23 protein-coding genes and 1 pseudogene are annotated in these 26,318 nt (G+C 71.2%); 10 read left to right on the top strand and 14 right to left on the bottom strand.

Annotated elements, in window-relative coordinates; all coding sequences use genetic code 11:
- Positions 1–549 precede the first annotated feature (549 nt).
- From ORI94_RS28795 to ORI94_RS28785, 3 genes are all read right to left on the bottom strand, one after another.
- Entirely contained in the window at positions 550–885 is a 336-nt protein-coding gene (locus tag ORI94_RS28795) for a LysR family transcriptional regulator (RefSeq protein WP_266081089.1), read from the bottom strand.
- Positions 886–968: 83 nt separating this feature from the next.
- Positions 969–1,346, bottom strand: coding sequence for a hypothetical protein (locus ORI94_RS28790; RefSeq protein ID WP_266081087.1), 378 nt, complete (start codon positions 1,344–1,346; stop codon positions 969–971).
- 47 nt (positions 1,347–1,393) lie between these two features.
- A complete protein-coding gene (locus ORI94_RS28785; RefSeq protein WP_266081085.1) occupies positions 1,394–3,076 on the bottom strand; it encodes a class I adenylate-forming enzyme family protein in 1,683 nt (560 codons plus the stop codon).
- A gap of 392 nt (positions 3,077–3,468) precedes the next feature.
- On the opposite strand from ORI94_RS28785, the gene ORI94_RS28780 reads away from it, so the two are divergent.
- Entirely contained in the window at positions 3,469–3,984 is a 516-nt protein-coding gene (locus ORI94_RS28780; RefSeq protein ID WP_266081083.1) for a shikimate kinase, read from the top strand.
- A gap of 229 nt (positions 3,985–4,213) precedes the next feature.
- Here ORI94_RS28780 and ORI94_RS28775 read toward each other — a convergent pair whose 3' ends face one another.
- On the bottom strand, positions 4,214–4,906 hold the full coding sequence (locus ORI94_RS28775) for a ScbR family autoregulator-binding transcription factor (RefSeq protein WP_266081081.1): 693 nt from the start codon (positions 4,904–4,906) through the stop codon (positions 4,214–4,216).
- 173 nt (positions 4,907–5,079) lie between these two features.
- Between ORI94_RS28775 and ORI94_RS28770 the strand changes: the two genes are divergently transcribed.
- Positions 5,080–6,063 (top strand): ScbA/BarX family gamma-butyrolactone biosynthesis protein, encoded by a 984-nt coding sequence (locus tag ORI94_RS28770; RefSeq protein ID WP_323056097.1) that lies wholly within the window; start codon positions 5,080–5,082, stop codon positions 6,061–6,063.
- A gap of 499 nt (positions 6,064–6,562) precedes the next feature.
- On the opposite strand, the gene ORI94_RS28765 is transcribed toward ORI94_RS28770, so the two are convergent.
- From ORI94_RS28765 to ORI94_RS28755, 3 genes are all read right to left on the bottom strand, one after another.
- On the bottom strand, positions 6,563–7,327 hold the full coding sequence (locus ORI94_RS28765; RefSeq protein ID WP_266081077.1) for a glucose 1-dehydrogenase: 765 nt from the start codon (positions 7,325–7,327) through the stop codon (positions 6,563–6,565).
- 379 nt (positions 7,328–7,706) lie between these two features.
- Positions 7,707–8,915, bottom strand: coding sequence for an acyl-CoA dehydrogenase family protein (locus ORI94_RS28760; protein WP_266081075.1), 1,209 nt, complete (start codon positions 8,913–8,915; stop codon positions 7,707–7,709).
- A 31-nt stretch (positions 8,916–8,946) separates the two neighbouring features.
- Positions 8,947–10,458: an FAD-binding oxidoreductase gene (locus tag ORI94_RS28755; protein ID WP_266081073.1), complete on the bottom strand. Its 1,512-nt coding sequence runs from the start codon at positions 10,456–10,458 to the stop codon at positions 8,947–8,949.
- Between the two features lie 791 nt (positions 10,459–11,249).
- Here ORI94_RS28755 and ORI94_RS28750 point away from each other — a divergent pair.
- Entirely contained in the window at positions 11,250–11,840 is a 591-nt protein-coding gene (locus ORI94_RS28750) for a replication/maintenance protein RepL (RefSeq protein ID WP_266081071.1), read from the top strand.
- A gap of 20 nt (positions 11,841–11,860) precedes the next feature.
- Entirely contained in the window at positions 11,861–12,259 is a 399-nt protein-coding gene (locus ORI94_RS28745) for a hypothetical protein (RefSeq protein WP_266081069.1), read from the top strand.
- Positions 12,260–12,626: 367 nt separating this feature from the next.
- Here the strand turns inward: ORI94_RS28745 and ORI94_RS28740 are convergent, their stop codons facing one another.
- Both ORI94_RS28740 and ORI94_RS28735 read right to left on the bottom strand, forming a co-directional pair.
- A complete protein-coding gene (locus ORI94_RS28740) occupies positions 12,627–13,505 on the bottom strand; it encodes a hypothetical protein (protein WP_266081067.1) in 879 nt (292 codons plus the stop codon).
- Positions 13,506–13,941: 436 nt separating this feature from the next.
- A complete protein-coding gene (locus ORI94_RS28735) occupies positions 13,942–14,196 on the bottom strand; it encodes a hypothetical protein (protein WP_266081065.1) in 255 nt (84 codons plus the stop codon).
- A 173-nt stretch (positions 14,197–14,369) separates the two neighbouring features.
- Here ORI94_RS28735 and ORI94_RS28730 point away from each other — a divergent pair, with 173 nt between their 5' ends.
- Positions 14,370–15,530, top strand: a complete 1,161-nt coding sequence (locus ORI94_RS28730) for a UDP-N-acetylglucosamine--N-acetylmuramyl-(pentapeptide) pyrophosphoryl-undecaprenol N-acetylglucosamine transferase (protein ID WP_266081063.1) — start codon at positions 14,370–14,372, stop codon at positions 15,528–15,530.
- A gap of 7 nt (positions 15,531–15,537) precedes the next feature.
- Here ORI94_RS28730 and ORI94_RS28725 read toward each other — a convergent pair whose 3' ends face one another.
- From ORI94_RS28725 to ORI94_RS28715, 3 genes are read right to left on the bottom strand one after another with little or no spacing between them, the layout of a single operon-like run.
- The gene (locus ORI94_RS28725; protein WP_266081061.1) at positions 15,538–16,659 is read right to left on the bottom strand and encodes a DegT/DnrJ/EryC1/StrS family aminotransferase; all 1,122 of its coding nucleotides are present in this window, start codon (positions 16,657–16,659) and stop codon (positions 15,538–15,540) included.
- A complete protein-coding gene (locus ORI94_RS28720) occupies positions 16,656–17,882 on the bottom strand; it encodes an ATP-grasp domain-containing protein (protein ID WP_266081059.1) in 1,227 nt (408 codons plus the stop codon). Before ORI94_RS28720 ends, ORI94_RS28725 begins: the two co-directional genes overlap by 4 nt.
- Positions 17,875–18,894: a dTDP-glucose 4,6-dehydratase gene (locus ORI94_RS28715; protein WP_266081057.1), complete on the bottom strand. Its 1,020-nt coding sequence runs from the start codon at positions 18,892–18,894 to the stop codon at positions 17,875–17,877. Before ORI94_RS28715 ends, ORI94_RS28720 begins: the two co-directional genes overlap by 8 nt.
- Positions 18,895–19,840: 946 nt before the next feature.
- On the opposite strand from ORI94_RS28715, the gene ORI94_RS28710 reads away from it, so the two are divergent.
- Both ORI94_RS28710 and ORI94_RS28705 read left to right on the top strand, forming a co-directional pair.
- On the top strand, positions 19,841–20,425 hold the full coding sequence (locus tag ORI94_RS28710) for a hypothetical protein (RefSeq protein ID WP_266081055.1): 585 nt from the start codon (positions 19,841–19,843) through the stop codon (positions 20,423–20,425).
- A 124-nt stretch (positions 20,426–20,549) separates the two neighbouring features.
- A pseudogene (locus ORI94_RS28705) lies at positions 20,550–21,198 on the top strand (transposase); the annotation flags it as partial.
- A 388-nt stretch (positions 21,199–21,586) separates the two neighbouring features.
- Here the strand turns inward: ORI94_RS28705 and ORI94_RS28700 are convergent.
- Positions 21,587–22,006 (bottom strand): hypothetical protein, encoded by a 420-nt coding sequence (locus ORI94_RS28700; protein WP_266081053.1) that lies wholly within the window; start codon positions 22,004–22,006, stop codon positions 21,587–21,589.
- 711 nt (positions 22,007–22,717) lie between these two features.
- On the opposite strand from ORI94_RS28700, the gene ORI94_RS28695 reads away from it, so the two are divergent.
- Both ORI94_RS28695 and ORI94_RS28690 read left to right on the top strand, forming a co-directional pair.
- The gene (locus ORI94_RS28695; RefSeq protein WP_266081052.1) at positions 22,718–23,398 is read left to right on the top strand and encodes a hypothetical protein; all 681 of its coding nucleotides are present in this window, start codon (positions 22,718–22,720) and stop codon (positions 23,396–23,398) included.
- Positions 23,399–23,844: 446 nt separating this feature from the next.
- Entirely contained in the window at positions 23,845–24,501 is a 657-nt protein-coding gene (locus tag ORI94_RS28690; protein ID WP_266081050.1) for a class I SAM-dependent methyltransferase, read from the top strand.
- A gap of 131 nt (positions 24,502–24,632) precedes the next feature.
- Here ORI94_RS28690 and ORI94_RS28685 read toward each other — a convergent pair whose 3' ends face one another.
- Positions 24,633–25,280, bottom strand: coding sequence for a TetR/AcrR family transcriptional regulator (locus tag ORI94_RS28685; protein ID WP_266081048.1), 648 nt, complete (start codon positions 25,278–25,280; stop codon positions 24,633–24,635).
- A gap of 51 nt (positions 25,281–25,331) precedes the next feature.
- Between ORI94_RS28685 and ORI94_RS28680 the strand changes: the two genes are divergently transcribed.
- A complete protein-coding gene (locus tag ORI94_RS28680) occupies positions 25,332–26,252 on the top strand; it encodes an SDR family NAD(P)-dependent oxidoreductase (protein WP_266081046.1) in 921 nt (306 codons plus the stop codon).
- Positions 26,253–26,318 lie beyond the last annotated feature (66 nt).

Here is a 26,318-nt window from a genome sequence, read left to right as displayed (position 1 = left end):
TGGGGCCTGCCCATGGTCGATCCTCTCCGGGTGGGGGACGTGCGGCGCCGGGGCCGCGGTCGACGGCTCCGTCACCGGCCGGTCGGGCCGGACGGAGCGCACGGGAGACTGGGACGGACGCGGATGCCCGACGGTGACGAGAACGATCCGCTGCCGGCGACTCTAGGAACGAACCCGATCCACTATTTGCCGCCCCGCGCACGGACCCTTGCCGAATCACGCGCCCCGCTGTCCGCCCCGGCCGCCCTTTCCCGTACACCCGACAGACCGGGGCGAGGGAGGGGGCGGGCGGAGCGTCGGCGGCCGGCGACAACGCCGCAGACGTGGGTGCCGGACCCCGCGTCGGCGGCGCGACCCGGACGGCAGGTCCTGAGAACCGCTGACGGAACGAGGTGCCGTGCTGGTGTCATCGGCCCGGAGAACGGCGGTGCGAGAGCGCGGGCCCCGGGTGCCGCGGCGGGCGGTCGGCGGCTGCACGTCGAGGCCCCGGCCCGGGGGGCGCCGGGGGATTACGCCCGGGCGACGTCGAGTTCCCGCGGCGGGTGTTCCCTAGGGCCGGCCGGTGTTCACGGGCTCCGCGGTCGCCGCGCGTGTTCGACGGCCGCCGCGCGGGCGCTGTGCCGGCGGCGTGGAGAGGACGACCTCGCGCCGGGCCGTCTCCGCGATCTCGATGATGCGCTCGGCGTGCGGCAGCAGCCGCGCGCCCGCCTCGGTCAGGGCCAGCCGGCGCCGGCTGCGGTCGAACAGCTCGGTCCCGACGGCTTCTTCGAGGTTCTTGATCTGGGCGGTCACGCTCGACTGGGCGTAGTGCAGGTTCTTGGCGGCCTGCGTGAAGCTCAGTTCGGCCGCCACCTCGCGAAAGGCCCGTAACTGTTGGAACTGCATGACATGGCCCTTTCCTCCGACCACGTTCTCGAGACCAGTAAAGATACCAGCGTGCCTGTTTCTTTTCGACCCCGGCGGGCCGTTCAGTCGGACATCGCCACCGGCGACATCAGGTCCCGGGCGAGCTGCGGCATCACGCCGTCCAGCAACTCCCCCTCCCGCACGGCCCCTTCCGCGGTGCGCGGCAGCTCGTCCACGGCCACGGCGTGCGCGTACAGGGCGGGCAGACTGCGCTGGCAGGCCGCGAGCACGGCCCGCCGCCCGGCGATCTCCTGCTCCGGCGAGAGCGGTACGAACGCCACCACCAGTGCGCCGCCCAGCTCGGGCAGCTCGGTGTGGACCAGGGCGCACTCCCGCACGCAGGCCAGCTCGAGCAGCTCCCCCTCCAGGGCGAAGAAGCCGCTGTCCAGGTCGGCGTCCGGGACGTCTTCGAAGAGGTCGAACGCGGGGTGGACGGTCATCGGTGTTCTCCTTCGTGGACACCCCCGCCTTCGGGCGGGGGAGGAAGTCAGGCGGAGATCTCCTGATGCACGGTCTGCTCCAGCTGAAGGTTCAGGGTGATGATCGGAACCACCGCTTCCAGCAGCTCCGCGGTCCGGATCCGGCCCATGGGGCTGTACGGGATGTGGTCGACCGCGATCACGTGGGCCGGGACCGACGGCACCCGGCGGGCGCAGGCGGTGCGCAGCGCGGTGTGTCCCGAGGCCTCGCGGCCGACGGCGACGGCGATGAACGGCACGACGAGCGCGTCGCCGAGCGTGGGCAGACTGACCCGCACCACGGCGGTGTCGCGCAGGCAGGGCAGGTTGAGCAGGTCCGACTCGAGGCGGAACAGTGCCGCGTCGAGGGCGTGGTCGCGGGCGGGCGGCGTCACGCCCGAGCGGCGCCCGGTCAGGGTGAGCCGGCCCTGCTCGTCGAGGACGCCCAGGTCGTCGGTGACGAAGAAGCGCTGCTCTCCGGCCCCCGCGTCGAGGGTGACGAAGGCGTCCTCGCCGTCGAGGTAACCGTCCATCACATGGTGCCCGCAGACGGCGACCCGGCCGGGTCTTCCGGCCGGCAGTACGGCTCCCTCCTCGTCCAGGACCGTGATCGTGGTGCCGAGCACCGCCCGTCCCGTGCGCATGCGGCAGACCTGCCCCTCCTCGGGGGTGAGGATCGCGCTCAGCCCGGTCTCGGGTGTCGTGTACGCCAGGTGCAGCACGGGGCCGAGCCGCTCCCAGGCGGCGTTGACCGTCCAGCGGCCCAGGTGCCGGCCCGGGGTGATCACGCAGCGCAGACGCCCCAGGTGCGCGAGCGGCGCGGACGCCGGGTCGGCCAGCAGCCGGCCGAGCGTGCCGGGGTCGAACACCGCGGTGGTGACGTGTTCGGCGGTGACGAGCGCGGCCAGGGTCTGCGCGTCCTGCGTGGCGTCCAGCACCACGGTGGCGCCCACCGCGAGCAGGGTGCGCGCCAGGTGCAGGGAGAGCGGCAGCCACAGGGGCGCGGCCACCAGGTGCGTGTCGTGCGCGTCGAATCCGAACTCGTCGACCAGACCGAGCAGCCCGCGTCCCTCGGTGGCGGCCCGGCGCACCGCGATCCGCTGCCCGCCGGGCACCACACCGAGGGACTCCCGGTGCAGTGGTTCGGGCAGCCGGCGCAGCGGCTCGCTCCGTGACAGACGGCGGAACGACACCTCCGTACGCGGCGCGCCGGAAGCCTTTGGGGTCCCGGTTTCGCTCGGCTCGGGCTCCCGCGCGCCCTCCGCCGGCGCGTCCTCCGCCGGTGCGCGCTTCACCGGTTCGGTCCCGTCGGCTGCCGTGCCGTCCAGAGTGATCCAGGAGGGCGCGGGCCCGCTCGGCCGGGTGCCTCCCTCCAGCAGCGGCCGGTACCGCGGGTCGACGAACACCGCGCACGGGTCGAGCGTGCCGAGGAGGGCTTCGAGCCGGTCGCTCCCCTGCGTGGGGTCGAGTCCCGTGCAGGGGACGCCGAGTGTCGCGCAGGCGGCCAGGGCGACCGTGAGCTCCCAGCTCGGGCGGGCCAGGAACACCGCGCGGACGGGGCCGGCTTCCGGCAGCCGGGCCACGAGGCCGGCCGCGAACCGGTCCACCGCGTCGGCGAAGTCCGTCCAGGACAGACGCGTCGCGCCGTCCGCGACGGCGATCGCGTCGGGGCGGGCAGCCGCATGCCGGCGGATGTCGTCAAGCTTGATCATGTGGCGTCTCCGTGGTCGGTGAGCCCGGGCTCCGACGTCTGGCCCTCGTCGCACGCCGGCCGGGCGCCGGGCACGGCACGCACGGCGGGCGCGGAAGCGGACCAGGCGTCCGAGGGAGCTGGACACAGCAAAACAAACCCGCATGCGGGTTTTCAATGTGTATCGGAAAGTGCGATGCCACGGTGCCGGTGTGTCAGGTCGGCGCACCGCACGCGCTCATGGGCACCGATCATCCGGGTACCGGCCCGCCGACCCCCGGAGGACGTCTTGCCCGACACCAGGCCCCACTCGCCGGATGCCCGCCGCTTCTTCGGTGCCGTACGGCCTCGCACCCGCCGGCCGGCACCGTCCGCCGGCCGCGCGCCCGGCCGGCCCGGCCTGCCGGGGGCCGCGTGAGGCCCCTCGCCGTGCTCGTCGGCCTGCCCGGGTCGGGCAAGTCCACGGTGGGGCGGCTGATGGCCGGGCATCTCGGTGTCGGCTTCCGGGACACCGACGAGGACATCGTGCTCGGCACCGGACGGTCCGTCGCGCAGCTCTTCTCCCTGGACGGGGAGCGCCGCTTCCGGGAGCTGGAGAAGGCGGCGGTGCGTACCGCGCTCGCCGGGCACGCGGGGGTCCTCGCGCTCGGCGGGGGCGCCGTCGTGGACCCGGACACGCGTCGGCTGCTCGCGGGCGGTCCGGTGGTCCATGTCGACGCCGAGGTCCAGGAAGTGCTGGGCCGCCGCGGGGGCGTCGCGGGCCGTCCGCTGCTCGCCGGGGACGCCGCCGCCCGGCTGCGGGAACTGGCCGCGCAGCGCGCGCCGTTCTACCGCGAGGTCGCGCGCGTGAGCGTTCCCAGCCGGGGCCGCGACGCCGCGCAGGTCGCGCAGGCGGCTCTCCGGTCCCTGTCGCTGTGGCCGGTCCGCTGAAGGGCGGCACCGGCGTCGCAGGCGGCCCTCCGGCCCCTGTCCCTCCGGCCCGTCCGCTGCCGACCGGCAGCATCCGCTTCGCACCACGCCGTGGGGCGGCCACCGCCCGCCGGCACCGCACACCCGGACGTGACCAGACCGCGTCCTCGACGGCCGGCGGCCCTTTCCCGGCCGGCCCGGCCCGTGCACCGAGGGGCCGCCGCGCTCCCCCTGCCTGCGGCGGACCCCTTCACTCGGCGGCGGCCTGCTTCTGTCTCTGCTCCTGCTCCTGCTCCTGCTCGGCCCTGGCCATCAGCCATTTGCCGCGGTCGGTCGTGACGTCCAGCTGCTCGTATGTCGCGGGGGTCGCGATCACACGGGCGAGCCCCCGGTAGAGCACCGCTATCCGTTCCTCCAGGTCACTGCGGTCGCTCATCACCTCCGACATCAGCTGCACCCCGCTGAACGCGCCGACGATCATCTGCGCGGCGTCGGGGATGTCGATGTCCGGCAGCAGCTCGCCCCGCTTGTCCGCCTCGGTGAGGATCCTGAGGTGCGCGTCGATCCACGCCTGGTACGGAACCCGGCGGTTGATCTCGTGCACCTGGTCCACAGCCAGCCGGATGCTGCCCTGCAGCATCCGGTCGAAGGTGAGGCGGTGTGCGACGAGCAGCCCCATGTCGAGCACTTCCTGGAGCTTGACCGTGCGTTCGCCCGGCGGTACCTCCAGGTAGCCGATCTGGCCGCTGACCTGCTCGTCCAGGACGGCCTGAGCGAGCTCCACCTTGGACGCGAAGTGGAAGTAGAAGGCTCCTTTCGTGACACCGCATCGTTTGTAGACGTCGTAGATCGTGGCCCCCGCGTAGCCGTGTTCGGCAAAGACCTCCCCGGCTGCGTCAAGGATCGCTTTCCTGGTCCGCACCGCACGCTCTTGTCGTGCCACGCGGCCTCCCATCTGTACTCAGGCGCCCCGGTGGGGACGGCCTCCTGTGCGTGATCCGACGGGTCCGTCGTCCATCCCATTGAAAAACAAACCCGCATGCCTGTACTTTACCGACCGCGGGGGGCGATCAGCCATACCTCACCGCGTGCACCTTCACCGACGAAGGGACAGCAATGACTTCGAGTGCTATGGCTTCGCAGACCCGGGGACTTCACAGAGGGGCGCATCGCGCCTTATTCCCGCAGGTCAGGACTGTAAGACCGCCCGTCGCGCCGGCACCGGTGGACCGGGAACTCGTACACCGGGCACAACTGCACGACGTGCTTCCCACCAAACTGACCCGCCACGACGACACGAACTTCACGGTTTCCGCACGCCGCCCTCATGACCACCGGCTCTTCATGACGGCGGACGGCCGGTACACGGCCTCATTCGTGCTGGAGACGATCCGGCAGACCACGCTCCTGGTCTCGCACGCCGAACTGGGCGTTCCCCTGGGCCACCACTTCGTGATGTGGGACATGGGCCACCACCTGGACGCGCAGCTGCCGGCCTTCTGCACCCCCTCCGAGGGACTCACGCTGGACGTCGAGGTGACGGACCTGCGCCGGCGCGGCGCCGTACCGTCCGGTGTGGCGCTGGAGATGAAGATCCGCGCGGCGGGACACACCGTCGGGGCGGGCTCCATCCGCTTCAACATCACCTCGCCCGCCGCGTACACGCGCATACGCGGGTCCCTCCCCACCTCCGGCGCCCCGGCCCTGGCCGCCGCGCTGCCCGACCCGGTGGACCCGCCGGCCGTCCACCACGTCCGGGCGTGCGACGTCGTCCTCGCCGCAGCCGACCGGCCCGGCCGCTGGCAGTTGCGGGCCGACCCGACCAACACGCTCTTCTTCGACCGGGTCAACGATCACATCCCGGCGATGGTCCTGGTCGAGGCCGCCCAGCAGGCCGCCGGCCTGCTCGTTCCCCGGGGCCGGTTCATCCCGTTGTCCTCCAGGATGAACTTCAGCCGGTACGTCGAGCTCGACCAGCCGTGCTGGATCGAGGCCCACCAGGACACCACCGAGGACGGCACGACCACGGTCCGCGTGACCGGTCACCAGAACGAGCAACTCGCCTTCGTGATCGAGTTCGCCGACACCGCCGCCCGGTAGGGCACCGCGGCGCCACGCCGCCTTCCCGCGGGAGACCGCCCGGCAGGGCCGCAGTCCCGCTCTCCGACGGAGCCGAACCGCCGTCGCCGTACGAGTCCGTGAACGAGCCGCCTCCTCCGGTGCCGCCCCGCCGTCCCCTCGTAGCGGCATCCCCCCACGGCCTGCCCCGGCAGAGCACGTCATCGGACGCACTTCCTTCGTACGCGCACCACGCCGGCCCCTCCACCGGCCCGTCACCGTCCATTCCCCAGCGGAAGAGTCCCCGGTCGTACCTGTACGCCGAAGGGGCCGCCGCCGTGCGCTCCCGGGTTCCGGCCGCGCTTCGCCGCGCCGGAACCCGGGAGCGCACGCATGCCACAGCGCCGGGAGCGGCACCCCACCGCACCCGGCACGGCAAGGCGTCGCGTGGCCGGCACGGACGCCGTCCGTGCGCCGTCCGCACGGCGTCCGTCCGTCGGCGACCGCCGGCCACGAGAACGGCCGGGGCCTCCGTGCCCGGTCACCGAACCGTCCAGCCGCCATCCACCGGCACGGTGGCGCCGACGACGAACGAAGCCCGGTCGCTGCCGAGCCAGGCGGCGGCCTCGGCGATCTCCTCCGGGTCGGCCAGACGCGGCAGGGGCGTGGCGCTGCGGATCAACTCCTCGGCTCCGGGCTGCTGTTCGAGCCAGTCGTCGAGCATCTCGCCGCGCGTCGAGCCCGGCGCGATGGCGTTGATACGGATGCCGCGCCCGGCGTACTCGGCGGCCGCCGCCTTCGTCAGCCCGACCACGGCGTGCTTGGAGGCGACGTAGGGGGCCGCGACGGGGGTGGCGACCAGCCCCGCGGTACTGCTGGTGTTCACGATGGCACCACCGCGCGGCAGCATCGCACGGATCTGGTGCCGCATGCAGTTCCACACCCCGCGCACGTTGGTGTCCATGATCAGGTCGTACAGCTCGTCCGCCGTCTCGTGCAGGGGGACCTGGGGGGCCGCGGCGCCGGCGTTGTTGAAGGCCACGTCCAGCCGTCCGAAGCAGGCGAGGGTGCGCTCCACCGCGGCGGCCACCTCGGCGCCGCGCGTGACATCGGCGGTCGTGAACTCCGCCTCGTGTCCCGCGTCGCGCAACTCGTGGGTGAGGGCCCGCAGTTTCTCTTCGCGACGGGCCACCAGCATCACCGCAGCGCCATCGCGGCAGAACACGCGTGCGGCCGCGGCTCCGATTCCGCTGCTCGCCCCGCTGATGAAGACGCATTTACCTGCCAGAGGGCCGTCCTGCTTCATGATCCCCAAACTATCGGAGGAATGTCTTCCGCTATCGCCCGTGCAAACAATTGACCTGATTCCTCCGTCGTCCCGCGGGACTTCACCCCGACGTCACCGGCCGGACGGCTTCCCCACCCGAGCACCGACCTGACACGCGTGGCCGAATACGGGCTCCGGCCACCGTGCTCCACGGCCGGCCCGCCGACGCGGTCGCGGGCCGCCCCGCCCGTCCTCCCGCCCGTCCTCCCGTCCCTCGTGCCGTCCCTCGTGCCACCCGTCGTTTCGCCCACCGCCCGGCCGCGGGGCCCCGGCACGCGGGAACCGACGACCCGCTGAACGGCCGGTCCGGCCCTGCTCCAGCAGGGCCGGACCGGCGGGACGGCCGTGCGGCCGTGCGCTACGGCACGACGCCCACGCTGTAGGCGTTGTGCGGGACACCACCCAGCAGACGGGCGCCCGCGGACTGGAGGACCTGGTCCTGGGCGACGACGTGCTGGCACATCGTGTTGAGGTCGCGCAGCCAGCGGTCCAGCACGGAGGGCCGGTAGACCGCGGCGGTCGCCACCAGGTCGAAGAGGGAGGCCACGACGGAACGTGCCGTACGGAAGGCACCCGCCCGGGCCAGCACGGTCGCCACCTGCTCGTCGGGCGTGGGCACGTCGCCGGCCTGGAGGATCTCCCACTGCTCGCGCAGGCTGCCGTAGACGGCGTACCGGGCCGCGGTCAGGTCCATCTCCGCCCGGGCGATGGCCGTCTGGACGCGGTAGCTCTCCGACCACGGCGTCCGCGTGGCGCTGTCGATGCGGGTCGCGGCCATCCGGCGCACGTGGTCGATCGCGGCGCGGGCCACCCCGAGCGGCACACCGGGCATGTTGCGCAGCACCGCGTCGGACGTGGCGGCGGCGCCGGTGACCCGTGGCCGGGTGAAGCTGAACGTGTACTCCTCGGGCACGTACAGGTTCTCCGTGCGGTAGTCCCTGCTGCCGGAGCCGGCCAGACCGGTCGTGTACCAGGTGTCCTCGATCTCGAAGTCCCCGACGGGAGCCACGACGATGCGCCAGTTGCCCAAAGCTCCGGGCGGCCCGGGCTCGAGTTCGCCACCGCGGGTGACCAGCACACCCCCGACGACCCAGGTGCTGTGGGTGATCCCGCTGCCGAAGTGCCACTGCCCCGTGACCCGATAGCCGCCGGGCACCCGCTCGGCACGGCCCATCGGCATGATCGCCCCGGCGGTGGCGGCGTCCGGGTCCTCCAGCAGCCGGCGCGCGACGTCCTCACCGAGGAACCCCGCGTAGATCGGGGTGTCCATGCCGATCATCGCGCACCAGGCGGCGGAGGCGTCACCGGTGGCCAGGGCCTCGACGACCTCCGTCTGCTGCATGGCGTCGAGTTCGGGACCGCCCCACGCTCTCGGACGGGCCATGCGGAAGACGCCGGTCCCGCGCAGCAGCTCGACGACGTCCGGCGGCAGCTGCCGGCTGTTCTCGATGTCCTCGGCCCGCTCGCGCAGCCGGGGCGCGACGGCGCGGGCCCGCGCCAGGATCCCCTCCGCGGTGAGGGCACTCTCCTCGGCGGAGACGGAATCCAGCAAGTCGATGAGGCTCATGGTGTTCGCTCTCCTTCTCGGCGCGCGGCACCTACGCGTAGCGCCCCGCGGCGATGACGTGGTGGGGGTCGACGGCGTCCTTCAGACGCTGGGCGAAGGCCCGCGCACCGGCACCCGCGGGCAGCCGGCCGACCCAGTCGGTGTGATCGATGTCGAGGCGGTAGGGGACGAACCCCTCGCCCGCGAACAGTTCGTAGAGCCGGTCCAGCGCACGGTGGGCCCGCTCGGCCTCCTCGCCGTCGCGGGCGAACCTCATCGTCACGACGCAGTCGACGACGTCGGCGCCGAGCACGTTGAGCGTGACCCCGCACCGGATCCCGGTCTCCGCGCGCACCTGCTCGACCAGTTCGTCCGCCCGCGCCAGCGACGCCCCGCTGAACGGCACCAGCGGCAGGAAGAACAGAAAGCCGCCCTCCTCGTCCAGCCGCACGGCCGGACGGCCCGTCTTCGCCTCGAACAACGCGTCCGTCGGATCGGGATCACCGGCGTAGGCGCGCTCCACGCGCACGGCGACGTCATGGTGGGCCGCGGCCGGATCGGTCGCGTCGGAGTCCGACACCGCGCTGAACAGGCGGGACCTGAAGGCCTCCACGGTGAGGATGCCGCTCAGCGCGTCCACGACCTCCGGCGTCCCGTCGACGCACACATGGACCAGGTACCGGCCGGGCTCGCCGCCGTACGCACGGGCAGCCACCTCGTTGTAGATCTTCACCACACCGCGTGCCAGCCCCTGTGTCACCCAGCGCCGCACCTCGGCGGTGGCCGCCTCCACCTTGTCGGGGGTGAAGTCGAGCCGGACCACCCGCAGCGCCTCGGGCCTCGGCAGCAGCCGCACCGTGGCCGCGGTGACCACGCCGAGGGCGGACTGCACGAACAGCTGCACCAGCGAGGGGCCGAGGCCGTGGGTGTAGACCGGGGTCGGCCGGTCCTGTTCGGGCCACCAGCCGACCCGGATCAGTTCGCCGTCGGGCAGGACGACCTCCAGGCCCGTCAGATCCTCCACCCGCTGGTGGCGCAGGCCCACACCGCGGTCCAGGGCGTTGCCGACCACGCTGGTGTGCGCGGAGGAGGCGGTCACGTTCAGCATGCGCTCACTGCCCTCGAGGAGCCGGGCCAGGCGTGCCTGGGTGACGCCGGGTTCCACGACGGCCCAGCCCCGGGCGACGTCGATGTCGCGGATCTGGTCGAGGCCGGACAGGTCGAGCACGACCGCCCCGTCCTGCGCGGGCTCACGCGAGCCGAGTCCCCAGTTCCCGCCGGTGCTGAAGGCGTGGAGCACGGCGGTGGTCTCCTCGGCTGCGAACAGTTCCACGACGCGCCGCACCTCCTCGGCCGTGTGCGGCCGCACCACTCCGAAGACGGCACGCGAGCGGTGGAGGCCGGCGTTGGGCCCGAGCGTGGTCACCGGCGCGCCGGGCGCCCCCTCGTCGGGACGGGTGACCCGGTCCGCGCCGACGACCTGTGCCGCCCCGGCCAGCACGGCCCTGAGGCGGTCAAAGGCGGACGCCTCGTGCCTGGTGCCTGCTTCGGGAAGAACGGTCATCGAAACACCTCGAGTTCCTTCGACGGCGCTGTGGGCCTGGTGGACGCCGGGCAGCCGTGTGCCCACGGCTCGACGTGTGCCGCCTCCACGCTAGGAAGCCGGGCGTGTTTCCGTTCCCCCGTTCGCGCACACCCATTGAGTGGTTCGCGCACACCTTCCGCCGTCGGCACGACCTGCTCCCCCGGCCCGGGCCCCCGAACGGACGGTGCGACGGCCCGCGGCCGACCGACTGGATGCGGAGGTACGGAGTCCTCCGGGCCGGAGGTTCGGAGGACGGCCCACCCCCGGGCCGTCACCACGCCTTCGATGCTGTTTTCCCGTCACGGCCGGCACCACCCGGGACTCGGCACCGCTGCTGCTGACCAGGGCGTTCACCGGTCAACGGCGCCGCACGCGAAGCGAGATCAGCCACCGGGGTCTCTTTTTTTAAGAGGGATTTCCGAAAACCGGCCCCTGACCTGCGCGTTTACGCCAGCAAATGTCGGTGGCCGCCGACATTACGCCTCCCTGAATGTCGTTGAGCGCCGACATTCGGGGGGGAAACTTGCGTCTGTCCGCAACTTCCCCCCAAAGCATGCGGACAGACGCAAGTTTCCCCTCGGGGTTCTTCCCAGTAGCTACGTACGGGGCCCGATTCGGCCGGATCACCTGGTTCCGTATCGGGCCGGAAGGGGAATTCCGTGGTGCCGGCGCAGACTTGCCACCAGCCGCAACTCTCCGAGGCGGAACATGCGGATGGACACAACTTTTGCCGTACAGTGCCGGGCACCTGTATGCGAAAGGACCCCCACATGGGTGAATCTGCACAGCCTCTGCGTGGATTGCGCGAGGGGCCCGAACCACGGCAGGCGAGACCCGTCCGGGCTGTCAGAGCCGATGACGGCCCGGATCTCGCGCGTCTCATCGCCGAGCAGTTCGGCAGGACGCCGGTGCACGAGGTGAGGACGACCGTCTACCGGCGGCCGCCGCACGACATGCTCGGAGCCGACGGCTACTCGCTCGTCAGCAACTACTTCCTGCGGCGCGTGCTGCCCTACTGCCTGATGCACAACGCCATCACGAAGCTGCAGTCGGCGGTGCTGTCGAACATCATCGGCAGGCAGAAGAAGGGCAGGATCGCGGTCACGCACGCGGAGATCGCGGAGGAGCTCGGTGTGAAGCGCACGAGCATCGGGCACGCGCTGGACGCCCTGTGCGAGAAGAACCTGATCCACCGGACCAAGAGGTCGACCTATCAGCTCAATCCCCGTGTGGCCTACAACGGCAACGGGCAGGAGCAGTACGACTTCCTCGCCGAGCTGCGCGCTCTTGCCCTCGGCTCCCGTTTCCCCGACGAACTCTCACCCGAACTGACCCGGTTCCCCAAGTCCGGCACCGGCTGACGGAAGGGATACTCATCGCCATGCTCTTCAACACCACGGGCCTGCTGGGGATGCTCCACCAGCTCCGGCTGACGCCGACGGCCATCGACGTCCTGTCGGTGATGGTGGCCCGCCAGCAGCCGGGCGGTTCGGTCGGCATGAACCAGTCCGAGATCGACGAGATCCTCTGCGTGGGCCAGGCCTCCATGAGCCGCGCCATGGCCCTGCTCGTCGAGCGGGGCATCGTCCTGCGCTCCGGAGGCGGCCGGGGCCACCGCTACGCCCTCAACCCGGCCGTCGCCGGCTACGAGTCGCAGACCGAGCTGGAGAAGGAGATGACCCAGCTCCTGGCCGTGGGAGGCCCGCCCTCCATCAAGGTCCCCGGCTACGCCAAGCGCCCCCCGAAGCCCGGCAAGGGCAGCCTCCACGCCGTTGCCTGACTGCTGGGAAGCAGCAAGGCCCCGGCGGACTGCCGGGGCCTTCTGCACCTGTACGCGAAAGCGCGTCTGTCCCAGTATGCCCGCGGTCCCGGCACGGGGCCACGCGGAGCGGAGCACGGTCCGCCGGTCCGCCGGTCCGCCGGTCCGCCGGCCCCGGTGCCCCGGCCGCCGGTCCGCCCGCGTCAGCGGTCGGGCCATGCGTGAGCCGGAGGGAGAGCGTCGGTGTGCGGGGTTCCTGCGGGCGGAGCGGACTGGGCTTCCTGTACCGCCCGGTTGTCCGGGGGCCGGAGGGCGCGAGGCGTCACCGGGCGGCTCTGCCCTTTCCTGGAGGGGCCCGGGCCCGACGTGCCGGCGGTCCCGGTCGTGGCTACCCGGCAGGCAGCGGGGCCGGGCCCTCGGGCTCGTCGCCGGCTTCGACCCCGCAGAACTGCTCGAGCAGCAGGGGTGCGCCCAGCGCCGTGGCGGTCAGTTTCCGGTGCGCTGCCTCCAGGGTGCGTACGGCCGCGGGCAGGCCCGCGGGGAGGGCGGGCTGCCCGCCGCGCGGCCGGCCGGGCGCGGTGGTGACCCACAGCTCCTCCACCCGTCCGCCCCGGAGGGCCTTCAGGTGTCCGGCGGTGAGCGCCTGGTGGGTGGCCTTCCAGCGGGCGACGGCGCCGCGGGAGACGGTGTCCAGGGGGTACCAGGCGTCTGCGACGCGGGCGCGCGGCAGGGTGCGCTCCAGCTCGAGGTCGGCGAGCCGCATCGGGTGCAGTGTGCTGATCCCCTGCCCGGTGCACACCGCGAGTGCGATCAGCGCGACGGAGCGCTGCCAGGTCGCTTCGAGTGTTCCGGCCGGGTGGTGGCCGGCGAGCAGCCGCAGTGTGCGGTGTGCTTCGGTGGGTGTGAGCCGCTCGGCGAACTGCGGTCCGGGCGGCCGCAGCTCCAGGGGGTGCCCGCAGTACCGGGAGAAGGTGTTCACCGAGCTGGTGCGGGCGGCCATGGAGTTGACGGCGGCCGGTGCGGTGGGGCCCTGCGGGCCCGGGCGGCGCCGGGTGGTGCCGCGTCGGGCGGCGGCCAGCCAGGCGAGGGCGTTCTCCTCGTCCAGCAGGTCCTCGGTGGCGACCTGGCCGGTGTCGCACTGGTGGTGTGCGGCGAGCCAGGAGAGGTACTCCTCGAGGTACGCGCGGCGCTGGCGCCGGGTGGCCTCGGCGCGCAGCGTGTCGAGGAACCGGTTCACGGCGGCGGTGCCGTGGGCGGGGACGCTCATGAGGTGCTCAGCTCCGTTGTTCGCCGGGCCTGCTGACAGAGGCCCGTTCCACGCGGTGCGCGCCGAGGCCACCACCCATTACATAACAGCAAGTAGCGGAGAAGCGCCACAATGCGCGTCCTCCAGCTGATGCATCGTTTCGGCTCGTCCCGAACCGAGTCGTACGTATGGGTCCGGTACGAACATCACGGTCCCCCTGCCTCCCGGCCACCCACTCCCCCGCCCCGGCGGACTCGGTCACCGCAACGTCAGCTAGTTACTGTTATTTAATACAACCCGGCTTACCCTCAGTGCTGGTGCGGGCCCCGGGCGGCGGCGATTGTGCTCGGGCGGCAACGGGACCTCTGCGTCGCCGAGGCCTGCCACGGGCTCGACGACACCCTGCACGGCCCTGTACTCCCGAAGCTGCCACGAAGTGACGAGTAGCTCTCTGTGATCAGAGTGACGCTCGGTCAGGTAGGGCGAGGCGGGGTCCGGGCACTTCGCCAGCCTGGAGGGCGGCGAAGTCGGCGTGGGCGGCTTCGACGGCTCCGGGGTACGCCACGCGCGTGGCGTGCTCGGCGAGCGCCCGGTAGATGCTGGCCAGGAAAGGGTTCTGGCCCTTGCGCTTGCCGGTGGGGATGAGCAGGTCTGGGCGGATCTGCTCGACGGACTCGCCGTTCGCCCGGCGACGCAGCACGGTGCGCAGCATGTCGTCGGTGATGACCTGAGGCCGGCCGCCATGCTTGCCGCGGCGCTCCCCCCGTGGCGGTAGCCGAGCATCCCTGCGACGATGCCGTGCGAGCCAACGGCCCCCGGCCGGAGCAGCTTCCCGCTACTGTGACGGCTCGTCTGGTCTCCGCGCCGCGTTTGGAGCAGTCCTCGATGAACAGCGCCTCTTTCCGTCTCGTCGTCACGGGTGGCGGGACCGGTGGACACACGTACCCGGCACTCACGGCGGTGCGCACTCTGCATGCGAGACTCGCGCACGAGGGGCGTGCCCTGGAGACCCTTTGGATTGGGACCGAGTATGGCCTGGAAGCGCGTGTGGCACCGGCCGAGGGCATCGCGTTCACCAGCGTCGTGACGGGGAAGATCCGGCGCTCCAAGAACCCGCTCAAGCTCGTTTCGCCGGCGAACGTCAGGGACATGGCGAGGGTGCCGCTCGGTGTTCTGCAGGCACGTAAGGCCATCGAGCAGTTCCGGCCGGATGTGGTGCTGGCCACGGGCGGGTACGTTGCGGTGCCGGCGGGGCTGGCGGCCAGGATGTGCCGTCGCCCGCTGGTGCTGCACGAGCAGACGGTTCGGCTCGGGCTGGCGAACCGGAAGCTGGCACCGGCGGCCGCGCGGATCTGCGTGTCGTCGGAGTCGACGCTGCCCCTGCTGCCGGACTCAGCGCGGGAGGTCGCCGTGGTGACGGGTAACCCGGTGCGGCCGGAGGTCCTGTCTGGTGACGCGGACAAGGCGGTCGAGGCGTTGGGGCTGTGGGGCTTCGACCGGCAGTTGCCGACGGTGTACGTCACGGGCGGCGCGCAAGGCTCGCAGCAGATCAACGACCTGGTGGCCGAAGGGCTGCCGTGGCTGCTGGCGCGGGCGAACGTGGTGCACCAGTGCGGTCCCGCCAACGAGGAAGGTCTGCGGGAACGGGCGGCCGGTCTTCCTGCTGACCTGGCGGGCCGGTACTACCTGGCCGGGTTCGTCGGAGCGGAGCTGCCGGACGTGCTCGCGCTGGCCGACGTGGTGGTCGCGCGCAGCGGCGCGGGCACGCTGGCGGAGCTGACGGCGTTGGGTAAGCCGGCGGTGTTCGTGCCGCTAGCGTCGGCTGCGGGCAATGAGCAGGCACACAACGCCCGCCATCTGCAGCAGGCTGGGGCCGCCGTCGCGCTGGAAGGCGACGTGACGGTGGACCAGGTGCAGAACGCGCTGGGCCCTCTCCTGGCGGACGCGGGCCGCCGTGAGGCGATGGCTGAGCGGGCCCGGGCGCACGGGCGGCCGGACGCGGCGGACAGGCTCGTGGACGTGATCCTGTCCGCCGCGTCGGTGTGACTGGCCGCTACGACGCGAGGGCCTGGCCGAGCGCGGTCACGACGACGTCGATGTCCGTCTCGGTGAGGTGCTGGTGGAACGGCAGGCTGAGGACCTCCCTGCCGACCCGCTCGGTGGCCGGCAGGAGGCGCCGCCAGGCCGCGAACGCGGGTTGCAGGTGGTTGGGCGGGTAGTGGACGCCCACCCCGATGCCTCGGGCCCGCAGTGCCGTGAACACCCGGTCCCGGTGAGGCGTGAGGATCTGGCACAGGTGCGGCACAGCGTTGTCCACGTCGACGTCGACGAGCGTCACGCTGTCCAGCGGGGCGAGGGCGTCCCGGTAGGTGCGCCACAGGTGGCGGCGGGTGTCCGCAGTGGTCGCGAAGTGGTCGAGCTGGGCCAGGCCGATGGCGGCGTTGATGGCTGAGAGCTGGTAGCGCATGCCGAATCCGCCGACCCGGTAGGTGGTGGTGTTCGCGCGCTCACCCTGCGGCTCTTGCACGCCCAGGAGCCGGAGCCGACGGACCGTGTCGGCTTCCTCGGGCGTACGGGGGATGACCATGCCGCCTTGGCCGCACGTGAGGTTCTTGATCGGCCCGAACGAGAAGCAGGTGAGCGCCCCCGCCGTGCCGACGAGGTGAGGGCCGCTGCGGGAGCCGAACGCGTGCGCCGCGTCCTCGACGACCGCGATCCCCCGTGCGTTGAGCTCTCCCCGGGCGCCCATCAGGTCGGCGGCCCGGCCGCCGAACAGGACGGGGACGACGGCGGCCGTCGCGTCGGTGACGGCGTCCCTCACGAGTTGCTCGGTCACGCACAGGGTGGCCGGGTCGACGTCGATGAACCGCACGGCGGCGCCCACGGCGAGGATCGCCTGCACGGTCGCGCAGAACGTCATGGACGGCACGATGACCTCGCTGCCGGGTCCGACGCCAGCGGCGAGCAGCGCGGTGTGGAGGGCCGCTGTGCCGGAGGACACGGCCACCGCGTCGGGAACGCCGAGGAACTCGGCGATGCGGTGCTCGAACTCTTCGGTGACGTCGCTGTGGCCGTACTGCCCTGACTCCAGCACCTGGGCCACGGCTGCGGCTTCCTGTCCGTACAGGTACGGGCTGGCGTTGCGCCGGGCATCCGGCTTCGTTGAGGTGATCACTGCGTCTCCCTGGCCGGTCGGATGAGTGGGCGGAGCAGCGTGCTCACCTTGTCCAGGGCAGCGCCGGCGTCCGCGGGCGACGGCCCGGCAGCGACGAGCAGGCCTATCTTGTGGCCGGACTGGTCATGCGGCCGGACGAGGTCGCCCGGCTTTGCGTATGTCTCGACGGCGGTGATCCCGGGCAGGGCGCGCGCCGCGGCGACGCCCTCCCACGCGACCAGTTCGCCTTCCTCGTCGAGGGGTGAGCCGAGCAGCTCCAGCGCGGCATGCGCGGCGCGCGTCGGCTGCAGGTGGTCGCCGAACGGCTCGCCCAGGGCGAGGGCGATGAGGGCGCGCACGACGTCGACGCCGTAGGCGGCGGCGAGCAGTCGCGGAACGCCGTCACCGCCAAGGCGGGCGTTGGCCTCGATGACGCGTTCCTGGCCGTCGTCGCCGAGGACGACGTCGAAGTTCGCCGGCCCGTTGTCGATGCCGAGTGCGCGGCACAGTCGTTCCGTGGTGGCCCCGAGCTGGTTGCGTGTCTCCGAGGCCAACTGGGCAGTGCTCAGCCGCCTGACGACGAAGCTCTCGCCGATGAATTCCTTGTCCTTGATGCAGGTCAGCAGGGCCCTGCCGTCCCGCATGAAGACCTCGATGGCCAGCGGGCGGCCGGTGACGAACTCTTCGGCGATCACAGTGTGCGAGGCGGAGTAGGAGCGGGCGTAGGCGACGGCGGCGTGCAGGTCTTCAGGGCGGGTGATGCGGGTGACGCCCTTGCTGCCGGAGCCGTCCGCGGGCTTGACCACGAGCGGGAACCGCAACCGCGCCGCCTGGGCGATGACCTCCTCCGGGTTGTCCGACGCGGTCCACCCGTATCCGGTGATACCGCACGACGCGGCGATCGAGTGGAACGCGGCCTTGTCGCCGGCCGTGAGTGCACGCTCGGGGTACACGTACGTTGTGCCGTACCGCAGGCCCAAGGCGCGCCAACTGGCCAGCGCGGCATCGCTCGCGCCGCCCACGATCCCGGCGGGGCGCACGTCGCCCAGCGCGTCGGCGATGGCGTCGGTGTCCCGGGTGGAAACGTCCAGGACGGCATCAGCGAACGGGAACGCGGGAGCATCCAGCCGCATGTCCACCGCGATGGTCGGGATGCCGCGACGCCGCGCCTCCTGGTAGAGCGGGATCATCTCCTCCGATGCGCCAAGGACGATCAGCGCGCCCTTCGGCCACTGCTCAGGCATGCTGGCCCTCCAGCGCGGGGGAGGCGGTGCGGGCGGAGGGGATGGCGGGGAGCGGGTTGCGGGACATCGGTGCCCACCGGTCGGGGTTGGCCATGTACCAGGCGACGGTCTCCTCCAGGCTGGCGTGGAAGTCGCGGGCGGGCTTGTAGCCGAGGGTGGCGATCTTGCTCCAGTCCATGGCGTACCGGATGTCGTTGGAGAGCCGGTCCGGGATGTAGGTGACCTGATCCCAGTCGGCGCCGCAGATTTTCAGCAGCTCCCCGGTCAGTTCCCTGCTGGTCAGGTCCGTGCCGCCGCCGAGGTTGTAGACCTCGCCCGGCACGCCCTGGCGGAGGACGAGCTCGATGCCGGCGCAGTTGTCGGCGACATGCAGCCAGTTCCGCACGTGCTGGCCGCGGTCGTGGAGGGTGACCTTCTCTCCGCGCAGCAGCCGGGTGACGAACAGGGGGATGATCTTTTCGGGGTGCTGGCGGGGCCCGTAGTTGTTGGAGGACCGGGTGACACAGACCGGCGCCCGGTACGTCTGCCAGTAGCTGAGCGCGACCAGGTCGCTGGCCGCCTTCGACGCGGTGTAGGGGAAGGTCGGGCGCAGCGGGAAGTCCTCGGTGGCCGCGCCGTCCACGAGGGGCCCGTACACCTCGTCCGTGGAGACGTGCACGAACCGCTCGATGCCGTGGCGCATGGCCGCGTCGGCGAGGGTCTGGGTACCGATGACGTTCGTGGTCACGAACTGGCCGGCCGTGCTCAGTGACCGGTCGACGTGGGATTCGGCGGCGAAGTGGACGACGGCGGTGTGCCGGGCGACGAGCGCGTCCACCAGGTCGCGGTCGCAGACGTCGCCGAGGACGAACTCGAGCTTGGGGCTGAGGAACGCATCCCCGAGGTTCGTCCGGTCTCCCGCGTAGGTGAGGGCGTCCAGGACGGTGACCCGCTCGACGTCGGCGGCGCCGAGGACACGTTTGACGAAGTGCGAGCCGATGAACCCGGCTCCGCCAGTAACCAGCAACCTCATAGCAGGGCTCCCTTCACGGATGTGCGGCAGCGCCAGGACATGGCGGGCCGCGAGGGATGAGGGTCTGCGCGGTCACGCCGCCCTGCGGGCGGCGACGGGTGACCGAGTCTCGAACAACCGGTCCCGGCCGAACAGGAGTTGGCGGTAGTCCCGCGGTAGTCCCGTTCTGCGACTACCGCTCTCAGACCCTGCCGTCCTGGTTGGATTGATGCGTGGACGAGCGTGACCCCCACCCGCTGTGCAACGCACGGAAGGCTCTCGGTCTGACCCGCGTAGAACTCGCGGAGAGGATTCGGGCTGCCGCCCGCCGACGCGGCCTGCGCTCCGGCATCGACAAGCAGCGCATTTGGAAATGGGAGACCAAGGGCGTGACACCCGATGCGGTCTCTCAGGTCTACATCGCTGAGGCGCTGGGCGCGCCTGTCGAGCTGGTTGACCCGCAGGCGTGGCCGGAGTGGCTGCCTGGCGTCACCGGCCGTGTGGTCCCCCTCAGTCCACCCAGCCCGGTCACCGCTCTGCGAGAGGCATTGCGTACAACCATGAACCGCTCCCGCCGCACCTTCCTGACTGCCGTCTCGGGCAGCGCGCTGATCACGCTCGCCGACGCGTGGGCAGACGCCGGCGCGTGGGCCGCGGTCAGCGAGCCGGAGAGCAACACCACAGCGGTCGGGGAGGAGTTGGTCGCGCTGTTGGAGCAGACCGGCGCCAGCCTGACCGCTCAGGCGACCGAGCAGCGTCAGTACACCGCCCCGCTGATCGACGCCCTGCTGACCACGGTCACGAACCTGATCGAGGGCGGCCGATACACCGAGCCGGTCAAGGTGCGCCTGCACGCACTGGCTGCCCGCTTGTCCCAGACAGTGGGCTGGCACCGCTTCGACACGGGGAGGCCAGCCAGTATTGGATTGCCGGGCTGCACAGCGCCCATACCGGAGATGACCGCGACATGGGCGCGGCCTTGCTCGGCGACCTCGCCTATCAGGCGTCCTGGCGCCGTGCCCCTCGTACGGCCGCCAGCATCCTCGAGCGGGCCCTCACGGGCACGCACCATCCCACCGCCCGATCGCTGCTTAATCTGCGTCTCGCCCGTGCCATGGCGGCCCAGGGCGAACGAGGGGCGACACTGCGCGCTCTCGCGGCCGCCGAACAGCTCCTTGACGCGTCCTCCTCCGACCCGGTGCCGGCGTGGTGTTCGTGGATGTCGCCCGCGGACCTGGCCGTCGACTCGGGGCAGGCCCTTCTCGACCTGGGCGATACCCGGCACGCGCACCAGCTCATCCGGGAGGGTCGGGAGATGCTGCCGACCAGCCGGGACAAGACTCGGGGCGTCTTCCTCACCTACGAGGCGCGGAGCTTCCTCGACCTGAAAGAGCCTGAGCGTGCGGCGGCGACCGCTCTGGAAGCGTTGACGGTCGCCCAGCGGATCGGCGCCCCGCGTTGCGTCACCCTGGTCCGGGAACTCGTACCCGCGTTCGCGGGGTACTCGCACGTCCAGGGAGTTGGGGAGCTGATCGACCAGGCGACCGCGTGACGGAGCACCTAGGTCAAGTCGTTGATCGTGGTGACGGTCCAGGTGTGGATCTGCCGCCAGAGCTGTATAGAGCTACTTGTCACTTCGTGGCAGCTTCGGGAGTACAGGGCCTGCACGGCGCCGGCTCGCCCAGCGCGGCCGGTGGCTGTCGTACTCGGTCGGCATGGCCATCACCGACGCCATCCACCACGCCGTCCTCAAGATCCCGCCCGCCGCGTGGACAGTGGCCGTCGAGCCGGGCGGCGAGATCCGCGACGGCGCCCGGGTCGCCGAACCCACCGGCGATGTCCCCACCGGCCGGCCGAAAGGGGTGCGGCTGATCGTCCGCGAGGAACGGCCTCACCCCGGCGCCCAGTTGCGCTTCACCGACGCCGACGGCCTGCGGCTCACCGCGTTCGCCACCAACACCACCGGCGCTCCGATCGCCGCGCTCGAACTGCGGCACCGCCAGCGCGCGAGGGCCGAGGACCGCGTCCGGGCCACCCGGGCCACCCGGGCCACCGGCCTGCGCAACCTGCCCCTGCACGACACCGCACAGAACCAGATCTGGCTGGAGATCCTCCAGATCGCCCTCGACCTGCTGGCCTGGATGCCCACGCTCGCTCTGACCGGCGAAACCCGCAGGTGGGAGCCTCGTCGTCTCCGGCTCCGTCTCTTCTCCGCCGCCGCCCAGATCGTCACGACCGTCCGCCGTCGGCATCTGAGGTTCACGCACCACTGACGTGATCCCCAAACCTCTGGCACGGCTCGAAGCCCTCCCGAACCCCGGCTGACCAGCGCGTTCCCGTTCCTGCGAGCAGCACCACCCCGACCGGAGCCTTGGAACCCGGCGCCCACCCGACGCGACAGCCAGGCCGACGGCCTGGCCGCCAGCACCACGAACAACCGAAACGGCCCGCCGAAGAAACCGACGAACCGTCACGAAGGATCGAGGCTAGGAGTTCGTGTGCGCCGGACGAGCAGTCCTTCGAGAGGCAACGAAGTCCCGAAGCACCGGATACGGGCTGCAGATGATGTGCACGTTGGATGCGGCGAGGATGCCGACGCACATCTGCCGGTACTCGTAGCTGGTGAGTTGGCTGCGCTCGGTGGCCACGCTCACCCCTGGCATGGTGAGGCCCGGCCACATACGGTCGCGGCTGGGCCGGAGTCGGTGGCTGATCAGGACTCGGGGCAGAGCGTCTTGCGCAGCCCGAAGTTGATGTGACTTCCGTCGTCATCGGTCAGCGTGACGCCGCCGTAGGAGAACCGCTGCGCAGCACTGTGGTCCGGGTTCGTCGCGCCGCCGTCCAGGGACGCGCACTGGTTGCGGGCCGCGTCGATGGCCTTGTCCTCGTCATGGGTGAGATTGCCGTTGACGTCATGGATGGCCGCGAGGACGGCGTCGCGATCGGCGCCGGTGGGCTCGGGCGGCATGCCGGCGTTCTTGGCGGCGCCGCTGTTGTCTGCGGCACTCGACGCCTCGGGCACGGTGCTCTTGACGGTGTCGGCCTTGCTGTCGCTGCCCTTGTCGCTGCTGCAGCCAACGACGGTGACGGCAAGTATGGCGACGATGGCCGCGGTCGTGGTGCGGATGCGCATGATTCCCCCTGGTAGGACACGAGTAGGAACATGGTGCGGCAGGTGGGGCACTGGGCCTGCAGCGGTGATGGAGTTGTGACGTGATGCGGACGCGTTTGAAGCGATCCGCTTCCCGTGGCGGTCGCTGCCTCCAGGACGGATCGCCGTGGGCGGTTGGAGGAGTCGCGGAAGACGGCGACGCTGCCGGCCACCGTGCAGCACCTGGAGACCGCGGCCGTCGATGACGCCCTGGACGTGCTGATGTCGTCTCGGCTGCTACCGCGCGTATCTCCTCCAAAGCCCTCGTAGGTCTGTCGTGGGAGTGGCGATCCGCTCTTGAACACGGAGAGTAATGACAGTCGTGCAAGTCAGAGTCCTGCTGATTCCATACGAGCTGACTGTCCTCCCCAGCGGTGTGCGGTCCCACCGACTGGAGCGACACGTCCTCCTTGGCGGAGATCGCTGTCGTGCCCACCGCACGGAGACCTTGCTCCTCTCACGGCAGCGTCCTCGGGGCCGGCGGGCAGCTGCATCATGCCGCCTGCGGAGAAAATCCGAGCAGTAGTCTTGATCTTTATGAGTGCCACGTCACGACGAGTCCCTGGGGAAATGGCCCTGGGGCCGTTGATGCGCTGCTACGGGTATCGCATCACCCGGGCCGGAACGGTCAAGGGAGCTGAGCCATCTGGCGATCCCGCGGACGTTGCGGCAGCTCGCCGCTCGGGGTGGCCGGTGCATGAGCGCGAACAGTGGGCTGCGCCTGAGATCGTCGAGCGGTCCGTTTCAGCGGCTGCGGTGCTGGACGAGGATACGGTGCTCCCGGCGTTCGTCGCAGGGTTGGGGTCCGTCCCGCGCGGGCGGCAGACGGTGATCTCCTACGGATGGGCGCGCTTCCTCAGCACGGCACCGCGAGACGAAGGCGGTGTCCCTGACTGCGGTTTGAAGCCGGTGTCCGAGGTCGATGTCACAGAAGTGCTGCTGCGTCTCGTACTCGGCTGGGCGTGGAATGAGATGCCGGAGCACTATCTGCCGGACTTGGAAGCCGCCGCAGCGGAAGGGCTGCCTCGGCCGGAAGAGGACGACCGCGAGCGGATGCGCGCGTTGCTCGGTCTCATCCGCTCAGCGCCGGCGGGGACGGGGCCGAGCGAGTTGGAGAAGGAGGTCGCGCGGGCGAAGATCGTGCCCGGTACTGACAAGTATCAGCGGTACGGCATCCTCACCGGACTTGCCGAGATTGGGGTGCTTCCCAGCCCAGCCCTGCCGCCGATGTGGGACCGGTTCATCCCCACCGCCGAGAGGCACACCGCATCCCGCAGGCTACGCGGCACGCCACGCTCGGACATCACGGTGCCACTCGCAGGATGGCGTGGAGGCGTCGACGAACAACGGGCATCATGGCTGCTGGACACATGAGAGCAGCAGGACGTCGCCAGGAGCGGGATGAGCACCACCAGGACGCCCGGGTGCCGCGTCAGCGGCGGGCGTCCCTGGGTCCCAGCAGACTAGTGACCTCGGCAATCTCCTCCGCCGACGGGTGGAAGTAGGTTACTCAGGTTGATGTGGTTGCTCACGGCCTGATTCAGCCACCTTGCCCGACTCGACCTCTCCCTCACCGCGTGACCGAATAGGGGTCTTACTGGTGTGATCGCCCAATCAACTGTCGCCGGTTCCCCGAGGAACCCAGCCAGTTGGTGACCGACTGTGGTTGCCAACGGCGTACCGGCTCCAGGCCCCACCGGCCTCGTTGCGGAGCCGGGTGGCGGTCCTGTCGTGGGAGCGAGAGCGTCTGCGGCGACGGGCGCGGGATTCGGCACGAGGTGGGAGAACAGCTGCGAACGGCGGGTGTTGACTTCCTTCCCGTGGTGGAGCACCAGGACGAGACCAGGGCGGCCTACGACGGGGTCGTCGAGCTGTATGCGTCGATGTTCGCTGATCGGCTGGAGACGCAGCCGTTCTCGCGGAACATGATCGGCATCTTTGCCGAGCTGGTGCGCGGGACGGGGAATCCGCGGGCGGCCGATGTCGGCTGCGGGCCCGGACATCTGACGGCCATGCTGCATGACCTGGGGCTGGATGCCTTCGGGCTCGACCTCTCCCCAGCCATGGTCGACCATGCCCGGCGGGCCCATCCGGCGCTGCAGTTCAACGAGGCGCGAATGGAGGCCCTGCCAGTCGAGGAGGGCGCGCTCGGCGGCGTGCTGGCCCACTACTCGATGATTCACACCCCTCCTGGAGAACTACCCGCGCTGCTCGCCGAGCAGGCGCGTGTCCTGGCACCAGGGGGCCTGCTCCTGGTCTCGTTCTTCGCGACCGACGGGCCCGAACCGGTTTGCTTCGACCACAAGGTGACGCCCGCCTACAGCTGGCCGGCGGACCGGTTCGCCGAGCTGCTGGCCCGGGCCGGGCTCGTCACGTTCGCCCGGCTGCTCCACGACCCGGCCTCTGAGCGGGGCTTCCTCGACGCCCACTTGCTGGCCCGCAAGTCGGAGAACACCGTCGAGGCCACCGCACAATAAGCCAGCAGGATCGGTGACAGGGTCCTTACCGGCACCCCAGATTGAGCGAGACGAGAAGGAGAGCATCAGCTCGCCGCGGGTCCTCGCCGTCCTCGCACGGGGCGTCCGCCGTCGAGGGGGCGTGGGCGTTGCTATGGCATTTCGCCGGCGTCCGTGACCATGCGGACGAGGGTGTCGACGAGTTCGTCGGCGGTGGTGTGCCACTTGTCTGTGTCGAGGTGGCCGCTGAGCTCCATGCCCGCGATGCCGTGGGCGCTGGTCAGCAGCAGGGCGCCGTAATGCCGTGCGTTCCGCTCTCCCGCGAGGGCGGCGACGATGTCCAGGAACTCGTCCTGAAAGCGTTCGGCCGCGCGGTCGGCCACGGCCGGGTCGCCTTCCGGCCCGCATAGCTGACGCCGGATGCGATCCATCCCGTCACCGAGTTGCCCAGGAAGGTTTGCGCGCCGCCTGAACAACACCTGGTACAGGTGCGGCTGGTTTTGGCCGACGTCGATGAGGGCGCGGAGAGCGCCGCGCAGCTTCTCGGAGGCAGACAGGGCCGGGTCGGTCCGAAGGGCGTGCACCTGGTCGCCGATCCGTTCCCAGCTTTCGGCCGCGACGGCGGTCAGCAGGCTGTCCTTGCCCGTGAAGTGCCGGTACGGCGCTCCCCGGGTCACGCCTGCCCGCGCGCCCACCTCGCGCAAGGTGACCGCTTCGGGGCCGCCGAGGTCGAGGAGCTCGGCGGCCGCGTCGAGCAGAGCGCGGCGGGTGGCGGCGGCGGACTCGGCACGGGTGGTCATGACGCCCATCATACAGTTGACAGTGTCATCTAAACCGGTACCGTAGCCGAGGTGACAACGTCATCTGGAACTCAGAAGTTGATCGTCGTAACCGGAGCCTCCACGGGCATGGGCGCGTCAGCCGCCCGCGAACTGGCTCGCCAGGGATTTCACGTCCTGGCCGGCGTGCGACGCGACCGTGACGCCGACGCCATCCGATCGACCGGCATCGAGCCGGTCATCCTCGACATCACCAGGTCCGAGCAGGTGGAGGCACTCGCCGCGCGGGTCGCCGACGACCCGCGCGCGCTGCACGCGCTCGTCAACAACGCCGGCGTCCAGGTGAACGCCCCGGTCGAAGCCCTGCCGATGACGGAGTGGCGGCGGGTGTTCGAGGTCAACCTCTTCGGCCACATCGCCGTCACCCAAGCGCTCCTCCCCGCGCTGCTGCGCAGCAAGGGCCGTGTGATCAACATCAGCTCGGTCGGCGGCAAGTTCGCCATGGCCACCTACGGCGCGTACGCCGGCGCGAAGTTCGCCCTGGAGGCGGTCAGCGACTCGCTCCGCCGGGAGGTCGCTCCGCTGGGCGTACAGGTGGTCGTGGTCGAGCCCGGCGGCGTCCGCACGGAGATGGCTGCCCGCGGGGTCGAGACGGCGAACCACCTGGCTGCCCGGATGACGCCGGAGCAGGACGAGCGTTACGGCAGCCTGGTCCAGGCGAACAACAAGTTGATGACCTCGGGCACTGCTTCAGGCCTGACCGCCGACGCCGCCGCCCGGGTCATCGCGAGGGCCGTGACGACGCGTAGACCGCGCACCCGCTACACCGCCGGCCGGGATGCCGCCCTGATCATGCGCCTGGGCCCGGTGCTGTCCGACCGCACGCTCGACCGCGTCCTCGCCGCCAACCTGCGCCGCCACTACCCGAAGGGAGCCGTCGGCCGACGAGGACTCCACGAACGGCTCCGTCCCCTGTGGTGCGGCCACCGGTGAGCTCACAGTCAACGGACAACCTGCCCTCCTGCCCGGGAGGAGGGCTCTCCCGGCGTCAGAACCCGT

Source organism: Streptomyces sp. NEAU-W12, assembly GCF_026242095.1.
Lineage (GTDB): Bacteria > Actinomycetota > Actinomycetes > Streptomycetales > Streptomycetaceae > Streptomyces.
Note: the sequence above shows the minus strand (reverse complement) of the source record. Positions and strands in the feature narration are given on the sequence as shown.

Bases quoted from the DNA above. Each gene is read 5' to 3' on its own strand.
- ORI94_RS28750 (WP_266081071.1), top strand. From the start codon at position 11,250: ATGGGTGAATCTGCACAGCCTCTGCGTGGATTGCGCGAGGGGCCCGAA.
- ORI94_RS28740 (WP_266081067.1), bottom strand. From the start codon at position 13,505: ATGAGCGTCCCCGCCCACGGCACCGCCGCCGTGAACCGGTTCCTCGAC.
- ORI94_RS28770 (WP_323056097.1), top strand. From the start codon at position 5,080: ATGACTTCGAGTGCTATGGCTTCGCAGACCCGGGGACTTCACAGAGGG.
- ORI94_RS28710 (WP_266081055.1), top strand. From the start codon at position 19,841: ATGGGCGCGGCCTTGCTCGGCGACCTCGCCTATCAGGCGTCCTGGCGC.
- ORI94_RS28755 (WP_266081073.1), bottom strand. From the start codon at position 10,458: ATGACCGTTCTTCCCGAAGCAGGCACCAGGCACGAGGCGTCCGCCTTT.
- ORI94_RS28730 (WP_266081063.1), top strand. From the start codon at position 14,370: ATGAACAGCGCCTCTTTCCGTCTCGTCGTCACGGGTGGCGGGACCGGT.
- ORI94_RS28745 (WP_266081069.1), top strand. From the start codon at position 11,861: ATGCTCTTCAACACCACGGGCCTGCTGGGGATGCTCCACCAGCTCCGG.
- ORI94_RS28790 (WP_266081087.1), bottom strand. From the start codon at position 1,346: ATGACCGTCCACCCCGCGTTCGACCTCTTCGAAGACGTCCCGGACGCC.
- ORI94_RS28735 (WP_266081065.1), bottom strand. From the start codon at position 14,196: ATGCTGCGCACCGTGCTGCGTCGCCGGGCGAACGGCGAGTCCGTCGAG.
- ORI94_RS28720 (WP_266081059.1), bottom strand. From the start codon at position 17,882: ATGCCTGAGCAGTGGCCGAAGGGCGCGCTGATCGTCCTTGGCGCATCG.
- ORI94_RS28795 (WP_266081089.1), bottom strand. From the start codon at position 885: ATGCAGTTCCAACAGTTACGGGCCTTTCGCGAGGTGGCGGCCGAACTG.
- ORI94_RS28715 (WP_266081057.1), bottom strand. From the start codon at position 18,894: ATGAGGTTGCTGGTTACTGGCGGAGCCGGGTTCATCGGCTCGCACTTC.
- ORI94_RS28700 (WP_266081053.1), bottom strand. From the start codon at position 22,006: ATGCGCATCCGCACCACGACCGCGGCCATCGTCGCCATACTTGCCGTC.
- ORI94_RS28760 (WP_266081075.1), bottom strand. From the start codon at position 8,915: ATGAGCCTCATCGACTTGCTGGATTCCGTCTCCGCCGAGGAGAGTGCC.
- ORI94_RS28685 (WP_266081048.1), bottom strand. From the start codon at position 25,280: ATGACCACCCGTGCCGAGTCCGCCGCCGCCACCCGCCGCGCTCTGCTC.
- ORI94_RS28765 (WP_266081077.1), bottom strand. From the start codon at position 7,327: ATGAAGCAGGACGGCCCTCTGGCAGGTAAATGCGTCTTCATCAGCGGG.
- ORI94_RS28785 (WP_266081085.1), bottom strand. From the start codon at position 3,076: ATGATCAAGCTTGACGACATCCGCCGGCATGCGGCTGCCCGCCCCGAC.